The 12,584-nt window shown below is 61.2% G+C and carries 11 protein-coding genes and 2 tRNA genes; 10 read left to right on the plus strand and 3 right to left on the minus strand.

The features are described from left to right. The first annotated feature begins 210 nt into the window (after positions 1–210). Both LCH97_RS01510 and LCH97_RS01515 read left to right on the plus strand, forming a co-directional pair. Positions 211–3,027: a valine--tRNA ligase gene (locus LCH97_RS01510; RefSeq protein WP_227305229.1), complete on the plus strand. Its 2,817-nt coding sequence runs from the start codon at positions 211–213 to the stop codon at positions 3,025–3,027. Between the two features lie 55 nt (positions 3,028–3,082). Beyond that, complete coding sequence (locus tag LCH97_RS01515) at positions 3,083–3,832, plus strand: hypothetical protein (RefSeq protein ID WP_227303045.1); 750 nt, start codon at positions 3,083–3,085, stop codon at positions 3,830–3,832. Positions 3,833–4,395: 563 nt separating this feature from the next. Here the strand turns inward: LCH97_RS01515 and LCH97_RS01520 are convergent. The 3 genes from LCH97_RS01520 to LCH97_RS01530 form a co-directional block, all read right to left on the minus strand. Then, positions 4,396–5,505: a GGDEF domain-containing protein gene (locus LCH97_RS01520; protein ID WP_227303046.1), complete on the minus strand. Its 1,110-nt coding sequence runs from the start codon at positions 5,503–5,505 to the stop codon at positions 4,396–4,398. A gap of 151 nt (positions 5,506–5,656) precedes the next feature. Beyond that, a tRNA-Glu gene (locus LCH97_RS01525) sits at positions 5,657–5,732 on the minus strand. Positions 5,733–5,774: 42 nt separating this feature from the next. Beyond that, positions 5,775–5,850, minus strand: a tRNA-Ala gene (locus LCH97_RS01530). Positions 5,851–6,018: 168 nt separating this feature from the next. Between LCH97_RS01530 and hpnC the strand changes: the two genes are divergently transcribed. Genes hpnC through LCH97_RS01570 form a run of 8 tightly spaced genes read left to right on the plus strand, consistent with a single transcriptional unit; the run spans position 6,019 to position 12,569 of the window. Then, positions 6,019–6,855 carry a squalene synthase HpnC gene (gene hpnC / locus LCH97_RS01535; protein WP_227303047.1) on the plus strand — a complete coding sequence of 279 codons (837 nt, stop codon included), beginning with the start codon at positions 6,019–6,021 and terminating at the stop codon, positions 6,853–6,855. After that, positions 6,852–7,697 carry a presqualene diphosphate synthase HpnD gene (gene hpnD, locus LCH97_RS01540; RefSeq protein WP_017507910.1) on the plus strand — a complete coding sequence of 282 codons (846 nt, stop codon included), beginning with the start codon at positions 6,852–6,854 and terminating at the stop codon, positions 7,695–7,697. The genes hpnC and hpnD overlap by 4 nt, the downstream gene beginning before the upstream one ends. Continuing rightward, positions 7,694–8,986: a hydroxysqualene dehydroxylase HpnE gene (hpnE, locus tag LCH97_RS01545; protein WP_227303048.1), complete on the plus strand. Its 1,293-nt coding sequence runs from the start codon at positions 7,694–7,696 to the stop codon at positions 8,984–8,986. The genes hpnD and hpnE overlap by 4 nt, the downstream gene beginning before the upstream one ends. Then, positions 8,970–9,722, plus strand: coding sequence for an SDR family oxidoreductase (locus LCH97_RS01550; RefSeq protein ID WP_227303049.1), 753 nt, complete (start codon positions 8,970–8,972; stop codon positions 9,720–9,722). Before hpnE ends, LCH97_RS01550 begins: the two co-directional genes overlap by 17 nt. A gap of 9 nt (positions 9,723–9,731) precedes the next feature. Then, complete coding sequence (locus LCH97_RS01555; protein WP_227303050.1) at positions 9,732–10,403, plus strand: hypothetical protein; 672 nt, start codon at positions 9,732–9,734, stop codon at positions 10,401–10,403. 50 nt (positions 10,404–10,453) lie between these two features. Beyond that, a complete protein-coding gene (gene radA / locus LCH97_RS01560; RefSeq protein WP_227303051.1) occupies positions 10,454–11,824 on the plus strand; it encodes a DNA repair protein RadA in 1,371 nt (456 codons plus the stop codon). A gap of 8 nt (positions 11,825–11,832) precedes the next feature. Further along, positions 11,833–12,393 (plus strand): sigma-70 family RNA polymerase sigma factor, encoded by a 561-nt coding sequence (locus LCH97_RS01565; protein ID WP_227303052.1) that lies wholly within the window; start codon positions 11,833–11,835, stop codon positions 12,391–12,393. A gap of 5 nt (positions 12,394–12,398) precedes the next feature. Beyond that, positions 12,399–12,569 carry a zf-HC2 domain-containing protein gene (locus LCH97_RS01570; protein ID WP_227303053.1) on the plus strand — a complete coding sequence of 57 codons (171 nt, stop codon included), beginning with the start codon at positions 12,399–12,401 and terminating at the stop codon, positions 12,567–12,569. Positions 12,570–12,584 lie beyond the last annotated feature (15 nt).

Consider the following 12,584-nt stretch of genomic DNA (forward strand, 5'->3'; position numbering starts at 1 on the left):
TTCAAATCTGGGCCAGGTTGCAGCCGCCTGGTGGCGGGCCATATAGAAAAGCAGTGTTGCTTAACCATATATACATGGCTTTTGTGCGGATTGTCGCGGCCAACGTGTCATCTGATAACGCTTCATGGCAGCAAGCGGGACGCAGTGCAGCAGATCGGTTTATAATTTCAGCCATTTTTGCCTCACTCAGACCGAATTCACACCATGACCATGGAACTTGCCAAAAGCTACGAGCCGGGCGACATCGAACGTCGCTGGTACGATCAATGGGAACAGTCCGGCTACTTCAAGCCGCACATGGACACCACCAAGCCGTCCTTTGCCATCCAGCTGCCACCACCTAATGTGACCGGCACGCTGCACATGGGCCACGCCTTTAACCAGACCATCATGGATGGCCTGACCCGTTACTACCGCATGAAGGGCGACAACACGGTGTGGATTCCGGGTACCGACCACGCCGGTATTGCCACCCAGATCGTGGTAGAGCGCCAGCTGGCCGAGCAAGGCATCAGCCGCTTCGACCTGGGCCGCGACGCCTTTACCGCCAAGGTATGGGAATGGAAAGAAAAATCCGGCGGCACCATCACCAGCCAGATGCGCCGTGTAGGCTGCTCGGTAGACTGGGGCCGTGAATACTTCACCATGGACGACGTACGCGCCGATGTGGTCACCGAAGTATTCGTGCGCCTGTTCGAGCAAGGCCTGATCTACCGTGGCAAGCGCCTGTCCAACTGGGACGCCAAGCTGGGCACCGCCATCTCCGACCTCGAAGTGGTTTCCGAGGAAGAAGACGGCCACATGTGGCACATCAAATACCCGGTAGTGGGCAGCGATGAGTTCATCACCGTGGCCACCACCCGTCCGGAAACCCTGCTCGGCGACGTGGCCGTCGCAGTGAACCCCACCGACGAACGCTTTGCCCACCTGGTCGGCAAACTGGTCGAGCTGCCGCTCACCGGCCGCCAGATTCCGGTTATCGCTGACGAATACGTCGATAAAGAATTCGGCACCGGCTTCGTCAAGATCACCCCGGCCCACGACTTCAACGACTACGAAGTCGGCAAGCGCCACAGCACCCAGCTGATCAACGTGATGAGCCTGGACGCCACCATCCTGGCCAAAGCGCAAGTATTCGGCTTTGACGGCAGCGCCCAGGGCAGCATCGAGCTGCCGGCTGCCTACGCCGGCCTCTCCACCGCCGACGCCCGCAAAGCCATGCTGAAAGACCTGGAAGCCCAGGGCCTGCTGCTGGAAACCAAACCGCACAAACTGATGGTGCCGCGCGGCGACCGTACCGGTACCGTGATCGAGCCGCTGCTCACCGACCAATGGTTTGTGGCCATGAGCAAAGTGGGCGAGGGCGACGCCACCGGCCAGTCCATCGCACAAAAAGCCATCGACGCTGTGGCCAGCGGCGAAGTGCGTTTCATCCCGGAAAACTGGGTCAACACCTACAACCAGTGGATGAACAACATCCAGGACTGGTGTATCAGTCGCCAGCTGTGGTGGGGCCACCAGATTCCGGCCTGGTACGACGAAGACGGCAACATCTACGTTGGCCGCACCGAAGCCGAAGCCCAGGCCAAAGCGCCGGGCAAAACCCTGCGCCGCGAACAGGACGTGCTGGACACCTGGTTCAGCTCCGCCTTGGTGCCGTTCTCCACCCTGGGTTGGCCGCAAGACACGCCGGACCTCAACGCCTTTGTTACCAGTAACGTGCTGGTTACCGGCTACGAAATCATCTTCTTCTGGGTAGCCCGGATGATCATGATGACCAAGCACTTCACCGGCAAGGTACCGTTCCGTGACGTTTACATCCACGGCATGGTGCGCGACCACGAAGGCAAGAAGATGTCGAAGTCGGAAGGCAACGTCATCGACCCGGTCGACCTGATCGACGGCATCGCGCTGGCCCCGCTGGTAGAAAAACGTACCACCGGCCTGCGCCGCCCGGAAAAAGCCCCGGCCATCGCCAAAGCCACCGAAAAGTTGTTCCCGGACGGCATTCCGGCCTACGGCACCGACGCGCTGCGCTTCACCATGGCCAGCTACGCCACGCTGGGCCGCTCGGTGAACTTCGACTTCAAACGTGCCGAAGGCTACCGCAACTTCTGCAACAAGCTGTGGAACGCCACCCGCTTCGTGATGATGAACGTGGAAGGCAAAGACTGCGGCCAGGACGAAACCCTGCCGCTGGAATACAGTTTTGTCGACCAGTGGATCATCGGCCGCCTGCAGCAAGCCGAAGCCGACGTGACCAACGCGCTGGAAACCTACCGCTTCGACCTGGCCGCCCAGGTGATCTACGAATTCATCTGGAACGAGTACTGCGACTGGTACGTGGAGCTGGCCAAGGTGCAGCTGCAAACCGGTAACGAAGCGCAGCAGCGCGCCACCCGCCGCACCATCGTGCGCGTGCTGGAAGTCGCCCTGCGCCTCACTCACCCGCTGATGCCGTTCATCACCGAAGAGCTGTGGCAAACCGTGGCCCCGCTGGCCAACGCCAAGCACACCGACAGCATCATGCTGGCGCAGTGGCCTGTTGCCGTGCCGGAGAAGATCAATGCCGCCGCCAACGCGCGCATGGACGCCTTCAAGGACATGGTGAACGCCGTGCGTAACCTGCGCGGTGAAATGGGCATCGGCCCGGCGGTAAAAGCGCCGCTGTTCATCGAAACCGCCGACGCCAGCATCGCCGACTTCGTGCCCTACCTGAAGCTGCTGGCCCGCCTGACCGAAGGCAGCATCGTAGCCGCCCTGCCAGCCGACGACGCGCCGGTGGCCATGTCTGGCAATGCCCGCCTGATGCTGAAGGTGGAAGTGGACAAAGCCGCCGAAACCGCCCGCCTCACCAAAGAGCAGGGCAAGGTGGAAGCGGAGCTGGCCAAACTGACCGCCAAGCTGGAAAAACCGGGCTACATCGATAAAGCCCCGGCGCATCTGGTAGAGCGCGACAAGGCGCAGCTGGCTGAGCTGAATGACAAGCTGGAGAAGGTGAAGGCGCAGTTGGTCAAGTTGGCTTGATAGCGCGTTGTCATTCGTGATAAAACCCCCGTCATCGAAAGGTGACGGGGGTTTTATGTATCCTAAAGGTGTGGTCTTGAGTCATGGTTTTGCTCTGTTTTTGCTGATTATGTCTTCAAGGTGTTTTGCTGAGAAATTGAATGGTGGTCAAGTGAGCTCTCCAATTGAAATAAAGCCGGTAGTTGTTGATATTTCAACTAGTGTTACAGATTATGTTCAGCTTGGAACATTGGTTGTGACTTTGCTACTTTTTCTTGGGGCATCTTTTTTGTCTTGGAGAGCACAGAAGGATGTTATTAAAAGTCAGGAAGAGTTAAATCGTCAAAATTACAATGCGGCAAGGATGCAGCTTGCCCAAAAAGATCGTGAACTGCGGTCAGTTGTTTGTAATAATAGATTGCAGTGGATGCAAACTCTGAGGGAGTCTTATGTTGATTATGCAGCTATGCTTCATGAATTCTCTTTGGGTAATAAAAACAGCTCTATATCAGAAATTCTGAAAAAACAAATTGATTTTTTAATGCTGCTAAATCCAACCGATAGAATTCATCAAAAAATTCTTGATCTCGAATTGCAAGCTTTGGAGTTCATGAAGAATAGCGATTCACGCTATAAAGATTGCTTGGATGATATGGAAATATTGATTCAATTTGTAATTAGATTGGAGTGGAGGTTGGCAAAGCTGGAGCTATCGCAAAGATTTCCTGAAAATCATGTGGAGGCGGAAAGGCAAAAACTTATTGATAAGTGGCGAGCCGAGATAAAAAGATTTGATTATGCCTGTAGAAAGTATGGTTTGGATTGATTGATAATCTTGGTCTGGTCTAAGTGAGCACGGTAAGTTGGGCTGAATGAAATGAAGCCCAACGTTTGCCGCATGCCGTCACGGTATCGCGGCCAACCTTTTTGTTTTGTGTGCCGCTGCGCGGCGCGATTGTCTGCCGCTTTCCGCGCGGCGGCGGGGTACTTTCTTTTGCGTCGCCAAAAGAAAGTACCCAAAGAAAAGGCGACCCGGGGCTGCTCGAAACCCCGTGCCAAACGGCCCGCCCCAGGCGCCGCCGAACTCGCCCCTTGCTAACGGCGCGGGGCTCAAACAAATCGGCGTCTTGCGCGTGCGAATCTTCGATTCGCTCAGCACAATCCTGGGGCAAGCCGTTTGACCCGGCTCGCTCCAACGGGATGGGGCGGCGCTGGTGCGGTAGTAGTTTGACGTAGGGTGGGCAAAAACCGGAGGTTGTGCCCACCATGTAGTTTGGGCTAAATGAAGCAATGCGTAGCGTTTGCCGCGCCCCGCAGGGTTGGCCGCCGCAGCTATGCCAGGGCGGCCAACCTTTTTATTGGGTGGTGCCACTGCGCTGCGGGCGGGGCTTACAGGATAACGACCTGGTTGCGGCCCTTGTTTTTGGCTTGGTACAGCGCCTGGTCTGCGCGGGAGAACAGGCTGTCGAAGCCTTCGTCCGGCAATGTGCTGCTGGCCAGGCCGATGCTGACGGTAAAGGTAATGACTTCGTGTTTGCTGGTTTGCAGCTCGGTGGCGGCGGCTTTGAGGCGTACTTGTTCGGCCATGCGGGCGCTGTCGTCGGGTGTCAGGTAGCTCAGAATGGCGAACTCTTCACCGCCTATGCGGTAGCAGCTGCTTTGCGGGTGGTCGATTTGCTGCAGTATCTCGGCCAGGCTGGTAATAGCGCAGTCGCCGTAGTAGTGCCCGAAGCGGTCGTTGATGGCCTTGAAGTGATCTATGTCGATGATGAGCAGGCTTTTGGCAGGTAGCTTGCTGCCGTGTTTGCTGGCGTGCTCCAGGTCTTGCTTCAGCCGCCTGCGGTTGCCTAGCCCGGATAGCGGGTCGTGTTCGGAGGCGTGTTTGAGCTTTTTTTCGATAAGGTGCCGCTTGAGGTAGTTGTCGGCAATGGCGTATTGCGTTACCAGGGTCAGCAATAGCCCGCACCACATGAGTATGCCGTAGTGCAGGTGGGGAAAGTGCTCGGCCAGGCCGGCGGCGGCGTACAGGTGTGGCAGCAGGATGGCGACCACGGTAAAGGACATGCCGGGGATGACGGGCAGGCATTGTGCGGCCAGCACCGAAATGAGCATGCCGTACATGAAGCCGGTCATGCCATAGATAAAGCCGTTGTCCAGCTGCTTGAGGATTTCGATAAAGACAATGATGCTGCCCAGCAAAAAGGCTACCAGCAGCGTAATCAGGGTGTGGCGCGTGTATCTGGCGCGCAAAAACGCGGCGCCCAGTGGCAGGCCAAGCAGGTAGTAGGCGCGGTACGGTATGGTAAGTTCGGCGTGGATGGGGTCGACAGCGAGATCCCACAGCCACAGGGTGGGCATGGTCAGCGCGACGATGATCAGCGCGATGGCAGCGTAGTGGCGGTGCTCGACAAACTTGGCTTCGGCAAACGCCTCATCCGAGCGCAGCAGTACTGATAGGCGGTGCCTGGCGTCTGCCAGCAGCGAAGAAAGCGTTTTCATGGCATTTTCTGCAAGCGGGAGATAAGTTGTCCATAGGCTTGCTCGTGCTGGCGCTCAAGCTTTTATCCATATGTTTCTATAACTTTTTATCAGGCTTGGTATGCGCATGCAAACGATAAAAGCCCGCTGCTTGCGCAACGGGCTTTTGTCTTGGCGTCCCCACGGGGATTCGAACCCCGGTTACCGCCGTGAAAGGGCGATGTCCTAGGCCTCTAGACGATGGGGACTTATCCATCAAACCTGCCAGGCGGCAGATTCTTGTCTGTTAGTGGTGGAGGTAAGCGGGATCGAACCGCTGACCTCTTGCATGCCATGCAAGCGCTCTCCCAACTGAGCTATACCCCCACGAGGCGTTACCGCGTTGTGTGTTGGTCACAACGTGGGGCGCATAATAGACGCCCGTTTTGGGCGTGTCAAGCATGGTGCTGCATTTTTTTCGTTAAATGGCCGGCGCTGCGGTTTGCTGCCTACTTGCCTTTATAATGCGCGCTTTGATTCTGCCAGGTGCGTGCCATGTCGGTAGGGCATTACGAAAACTTTCCGGTGGGTTCCATCCTGCTGCCACGGCGCATGCGCCGGGCGGTACACGCCATCTACCACTTTGCCCGCTACGCCGACGATATTGCCGACGAGGGCGACGCGCAGCCGGCACAAAGGTTGGCCGCACTGCAGGCGCTACGCGACGAGCTGGGCCGTATCGAGGCCGGGCAGGCGCCGCAGACGGCGCTGATGCAGCGCCTGGCGGGGGTCATCGCCGAGTACACGCTGCCGCTGGCGCCGTTTTACGACCTGCTGTCGGCGTTTAGCCAGGACGTGGAAAAAACGCGCTACCAGAATTTTGCCGAGCTGGTGGACTACTGCCGCCGTTCGGCCAACCCGGTGGGGCGGCTGATGCTGCACCTGTACGGCGAGCACGACCCGCGCAGCGTGGCCATGTCGGACGGCATTTGCACCGCGCTGCAGCTGATCAACTTCTGGCAGGATGTAGCGGTAGATTGGGACAAAGGCCGCGTGTATATCCCGCAAGAAGACCTGGCGCGCTTTCGCGTGGCCGAGTCTCAGATCGCCGCGCGCGACGCCGGCGGCGTGTGGCCCATGCTGATGGACAAAGAAGTAAAACGTGCGCTGGCCATGCTGGAAGCCGGCTCGCCGCTGGCGCTGAAGCTCAAGGGCCGCCTGGGGCTGGAGCTGCGCATGATCGTGCTGGGTGGCGAGCGCATACTGAAAAAGATTCACGACGCTCGTGGCGATGTGCTCACACAGCGCCCGGTGCTGGTGTGGAAAGACTGGCTGTACATTATCTGGAAGGCGTTTAGCGCGCCGTACAGCAAAAAGAGGAGGCGGGCGTGACCCCCCAACAATATTGCGAAGACAAAGCGGCCAACAGCGGCTCCAGCTTCTATAGCAGCTTCCGTTACCTGCCGGCCGACAAGCGCGACGCCATGGTGGCGCTATACGCGTTTTGCCGCGAGGTGGACGACGTGGTAGACGAGATTCACGACGACAACGTGGCGCGTACCACGCTGGCGTGGTGGCGTACCGAGCTGGCGGCGCTGTACGAGGGCACGCCCACGCACCCGGTGATGCAGGCGCTCAAGCCGCACGTGGCCGCGTTCGACCTGCCGCAAGCCTGGCTGGCCGAGATTATCGACGGCATGCAGATGGACCTGGACGTGCCGCGCTACAGCCGCTACAGCGACCTGCAGCTGTACTGCCACCGCGTGGCCGGGGTTGTGGGGCAGCTGTCGGCTCAGATTTTCGGCTACACCGACCGCGCCACGCTGAAATACGCGCACGAGCTGGGGCTGGCGTTCCAGCTCACCAACATCATCCGCGACGTGGGCGAAGACGCGCGCCGTGGCCGCCTGTACCTGCCGGTGGAAGACCTGCAGCGCTTTGGCGTACCCGCGGCCGACATCATGGCCTACAAGGAATCGCCAGAGTTTGACGCGCTGATGCGCTTCCAGATCCAGCGTGCGCGCGAAAGCTACCAAAAAGCCTGGCAGCTGCTGCCGGCGGCAGACCGCAAGGCGCAGCGCATCGGCCTGGTAATGGCGGCCATCTACCGCGCCACACTGGACGAAATCGAGCTGGACGGCCCGCGCAAGGTACTGAACCAGCGCCTGTCGCTGTCCCCCGGCCGCAAGCTGTGGCTGGCGTGGAAAACCGCCACCTTCGGCTACAAGCCTTGACCCCACGCATTGCCATTATCGGTGCCGGCTGGGCCGGGCTGGCGGCAGCCATCGAGCTGGCGCCCGCGGCCCGTGTGGTGCTGTACGAGGCCGGCAAAGCCGCAGGCGGGCGGGCGCGGCGCGTGCCGCTGGGTGGCATGGCGCTGGATAACGGCCAGCACATCCTGATCGGCGCCTACCGTGAATGCCTGCGCCTGATGCGCACCGTAGGCGTGGATGTAGACGCACAGTTGGCCGCACAGCCGCTGGTGTGGCAGCAGGTAGACGGCATGGCCATGCGCTGCCCGGCCTGGCCGGCGCCGTTGCACCTGCTGGCGGGCCTGCTCACCGCCCGTGGCCTGCGCTGGCGCGACAAGCTGGCGTTGGCACGGCTGTTGACCTGGCTCAGGTGGCAGCGCTGGCAAATCGGGCAAGATGCGCCGGCTCAGGCATGGTTGGCCGCACACGGCCAGAGCGAGGCGCTGCTGCAGCGTTTCTGGCAGCCGCTGATTCTGGCCACGCTCAATACGCCGTCGGTGCAGGCATCCATGCAGCTGCTGGCTAATGTGCTGCGCGACAGCCTGGGTGCGCCGTCGGCGCGTGACAGCCAGCTACTGCTGCCCCGTGTGGATCTCTCTGCGCTGTTTGTCGACCCCGCGCTGCAATGGTTGGCCGCACAGGGCGTGGCTACCCGGCTGGGCCAGCGCGTGGCCGCGCTGCAGCCCGAAAACGGTGGATGGCGCGTGGATGGCGAGTATTTCGATGCCGTGCTGGTGGCGGTAGCGCCGTACCACGCCGCCGCCTTGCTGGATCATGCGCCGCTGACAGCACTGCTCAAGGCATGGCAATACCAGCCGATAACTACCCTGTACCTGCAGTTTGAGGACAGGGTGCGGCTGCCCGCCGTGATGACCGGCCAGGCCAGCGGTATCGGCCAATGGTGGTTCGACCGCCAGGCATTAAGCGGCGAGCCGGGGCTGGTGTCGGTGGTGATCAGTGCCGACGGCCCGCACGCCGCGCTGGCGCGCGACGCGCTGCTGGCGGCGGTGCTGGGCGAAATGCAGCGCCATGTGCCGGATTTGCCGCCGCTGAAACAGCATTGGCAGATTACCGAGCAGCGCGCTACTTTTGCGGCCAACGTTAGCCTGGCACGCCCGGCAGTGCGACTTGGCGTAGAATCCGCCTATCTCGCGGGCGACTGGCTGTGTGCCGACTACCCGGCCACACTGGAAGGGGCTGTGCGCAGTGGTGTGACAGCCGCCCGAACCCTCATGCAGGACTGGACTAAAAAGAATGACGCAAACGTTTGAAAAAGATTATCTGGCTGGCCGCGTGGTGCTGGTTACCGGTGCTACCCAGGGCATAGGCCGCGAAACGGCACTGGCCGCCGCCGCCCACGGTGCTACCGTAGTATTGTTGGCGCGCAGCGTGAAAGGCCTGGAAAAGGTATACGACGAAATCGTAGCGGCAGGCGGCCCGGAACCGGTAGCCATCCCGCTGGATCTGCTCAAGGCCAGCGATGACGACTTCAACACCATGGCCTACCAGATCAAGCACGCGGTAGGCCGCCTCGATGGCATCGTGCACTGCGCCGCGCACTTTTACGCGCTGTCGCCGCTGGTGGACCAGCGCATTGACGAATGGATGAACCAGTACCGCATCAACACGGTAGCGCCGTTTGCGCTGACCCGTGCCTGCATGCCGCTGCTCACTAGCGCAGCCGATGCCAGCGTGGTGTTTGTGGGTGAAACCCACGGCCAGCAGCCGGGGCCATTCTGGGGTGCGTTTGGCGCGTCCAAGGCCGGCGTGGGCTATCTGATGCAGGTGGCGGCGTCCGAGTGGGACGTGTACCCGAACCTGCGGGTAAACCTGTTGGTGCCAGGCCCGGTGAACTCGCCGCAGCGCACGCGCACCCACCCTGGCGAAGCCAAGAGCGAGCGTGGCGAGCTGGCCGACCTGATGCCGCACATGCTGTACTGGCTAGGCGGCGCCAGCCGTGGCCGCAGTGGCGAAACCACGGTGCTGGATTTGCGCACTATTGCATAAGGATACTGAATGCGGGCTTATCTGTTACTGCCCATGCTGGTGTTGCTCACCGGTTGCAACTGGGTCATGAATGTCAGCGGGCTGGCGGCCGAGTCCAACAAGGCGATAGGTGCGTCTTGTCGGCAGACCGGCCGTTCGCTGGAGGAGTGTTACAACCGTAACCCCGACGCAGATAAGGCGCAGGTGTATGCCGGCTGGCGCGAAATGCACGAGTACATGACCAAGAACAAGCTGGAAACGGTGACTCCGCCACCCGACCCTGTCTTGCCGCCTGCCGCGGCTGCCGAAGCATCGGCACCGCCGCCTGCGCCCGCAGGCGAAGCGGCGCATGGCGACCCGGCTCAAAAAAAAAGTGATCAGCCTGTAGCTGCCCCGGCGGCGCACGGCGGCGCAGCGGCTCCGGCACACGGTGCTGCCGCTGCGGCACCTGCAGTGCCCGCTGGCAAACGGGTGATTACCAATGAAGAGGCCGAAGAGCTGGCCAAGCACGACCCGCTGATTGACTCCATCCTGTCTACCGTACGCGGGGCCGAGAAGGTCGAAAATGCCGACAAAGGCGCGCCTAGCGCCACCGACAACCGTCTGCTGAATATCCTGAACGACCTGGAAGCCGAGAAAAGCGGCACCGCCCCGGCCGCCAAACCCGCACCTGCCCCGGCCAAACCCGCCGCATCACACTAGCCTGCGCTGGCTGCCGTGACCTGACGGCAGGACTGGCTCATAATTCCCCCATGGCAAAACTCAAAACGCAATATCAATGCGGCGAGTGCGGTGGCACCTCGCCCAAATGGCAAGGCCAGTGTCCGCACTGCGGCGCCTGGAACAGCCTGGCCGAAACCGTGGCCACCCCGCCTGCTGCTGCGGCCAACGCGCGCTTCCAGAGCTGGACTGCGCAAACGCAGCCGGTACAGCAGCTGTCGCAAGTACAGGCCGCCGAAGTGCCGCGCGAATCGTGCGGTATCGAAGAGCTGGACCGTGTACTGGGCGGCGGCATCGTGAAAGGTGCTGTCATCCTGCTGGGCGGCGACCCCGGCATTGGCAAATCCACATTGCTGCTGCAGGCGCTGGCGACCATCGGTGCCAACCGCAAGGTGCTGTACGTATCCGGCGAGGAATCGCCGCAGCAGATTGCCCTGCGTGCCAGCCGCCTGGCGGTGGATGCCAGCCGCGTGCGGCTGCTGTCCGAAATCCGCCTGGAAGCCATCATCCCCGCACTGCAGGCCGAAATGCCCGAAGTGGCGGTGATCGACTCCATCCAGACGCTGTATTCCGACCAGGTGACGTCGGCCCCCGGCTCGGTATCGCAGGTACGCGAGTGCGCGGCGCAGCTGACGCGTATCGCCAAGCAAAGCGGCATTACCATTATTCTGGTGGGCCACGTCACCAAGGAAGGCTCGCTGGCCGGCCCGCGCGTGCTGGAGCACATCGTGGATACCGTGCTGTATTTCGAGGGCGATAGCCACTCCAGCTACCGCATGATCCGCGCCATCAAGAACCGCTTTGGCGCGGCCAACGAGCTGGGCGTGTTCGCCATGACCGACCGCGGCCTGCGTGGCGTGTCCAACCCGTCGGCCATTTTCTTGTCCAGCTACCGCGACGACGTGTCCGGCTCCTGCGTGCTAGTGACGCAAGAGGGCAGCCGCCCGCTGCTGGTGGAAATCCAGGCGCTGGTGGACGACGCGCACGGCTTCCAGCCCAAGCGCCTGAGCGTGGGCCTGGAGCAAAACCGCCTGGCCATGCTGATGGCGGTGCTGAACCGCCACGCCAGCATTGCCTGCTTCGACCAGGACGTGTTCCTGAACGCGGTGGGCGGGGTGAAGATCAACGAACCGGCCGCCGACCTGGCGGTGATTCTGGCCATGGTATCGTCGCTGCGGAACAAGCCGCTGCCCGAGAAACTGGTGGTGTTTGGCGAGGTGGGGTTGTCTGGCGAGGTGCGCCCGGTGGCGCGCGGCCAGGAGCGCCTGAAAGAGGCCGCCAAGCTGGGCTTCGAGCGCGCCATCGTGCCGGCGGCCAACAAGCCGCGCCAGGACATAGAAGGCCTGGAAGTCATCGCGGTCGAGCGCCTGTCCGAGGCGGTCGATTTTTGCATTCGTCGCTAAGGAACCTCATGAGTGCCAGCCCAGAACAGATAGAAGCCGAGCGCCCCTGGCTGCTGCGCTACGCCCGCGCCCAGCTGCAAGACCAGGCCGCCGCCGAAGACGCGGTGCAGGAAGCCCTGTTGGCCGCACTGGAGGGGCGCGAGCGTTTTGCCGGCCAGGCCAGCGTGCGTACCTGGCTTATCTCCATACTGCGCTTCAAGCTGGTGGATACCATACGTCGCCAGCAGCGCGAGGTAGCCACCGACCTGAGCGAAAACACCGACCTGTCCGACCTGGATGGCCTGTTTGATGGCCAGGGTGCGTGGCAGCAGGCGGTGCGCGCCTGGGGTGTGCCGGAAGAGGGGCTGTTGGCCAAGCAGTTCTGGCAGGTATACCAGCACTGCGCGCAGGCGATGCCCAAGCGCACCGCCATGGTGTTTGCCATGCGCGAGGTGATGGATATGGACATCGCCGAGATTTGTCAGAACTTATCGATAACAGCGACTAATTGCTCTGTGATGTTGTACCGCGCGCGCATGAGCTTGCGCGAATGCCTTGAGCTACGCTGGTTCCAGAAGGAGGGGGCGTGATGGGGATGAGCTGCAAACAGGCTAGCCGCCTGATTTCTGATGGCATGGACCGCCCGCTGAGCCGCAGCGAACAAGTGCGTTTGTCGTTTCACCTGCTGTTGTGCCGCAATTGCCGGCATTTTCGTCAGCAAATGCAGCAGCTGCGTAGCGGTATCCGCCGCGCCCGCGACGAATAAGGGCAGGGCGTGTGG

Source organism: Vogesella sp. XCS3 (assembly GCF_020616155.1).
GTDB lineage: Bacteria > Pseudomonadota > Gammaproteobacteria > Burkholderiales > Chromobacteriaceae > Vogesella.

What these genes read in the sequence shown, in the direction of transcription:
- LCH97_RS01510 (WP_227305229.1), top strand. Translation starts at nt 211, where the DNA reads ATGGAACTTGCCAAAAGCTACGAGCCGGGCGACATCGAACGTCGCTGG.
- LCH97_RS01515 (WP_227303045.1), top strand. Translation starts at nt 3,083, where the DNA reads ATGTATCCTAAAGGTGTGGTCTTGAGTCATGGTTTTGCTCTGTTTTTG.
- LCH97_RS01520 (WP_227303046.1), bottom strand. Translation starts at nt 5,505, where the DNA reads ATGAAAACGCTTTCTTCGCTGCTGGCAGACGCCAGGCACCGCCTATCA.
- hpnC (WP_227303047.1), top strand. Translation starts at nt 6,019, where the DNA reads ATGTCGGTAGGGCATTACGAAAACTTTCCGGTGGGTTCCATCCTGCTG.
- LCH97_RS01550 (WP_227303049.1), top strand. Translation starts at nt 8,970, where the DNA reads ATGACGCAAACGTTTGAAAAAGATTATCTGGCTGGCCGCGTGGTGCTG.
- LCH97_RS01555 (WP_227303050.1), top strand. Translation starts at nt 9,732, where the DNA reads ATGCGGGCTTATCTGTTACTGCCCATGCTGGTGTTGCTCACCGGTTGC.
- radA (WP_227303051.1), top strand. Translation starts at nt 10,454, where the DNA reads ATGGCAAAACTCAAAACGCAATATCAATGCGGCGAGTGCGGTGGCACC.
- LCH97_RS01565 (WP_227303052.1), top strand. Translation starts at nt 11,833, where the DNA reads ATGAGTGCCAGCCCAGAACAGATAGAAGCCGAGCGCCCCTGGCTGCTG.
- LCH97_RS01570 (WP_227303053.1), top strand. Translation starts at nt 12,399, where the DNA reads ATGAGCTGCAAACAGGCTAGCCGCCTGATTTCTGATGGCATGGACCGC.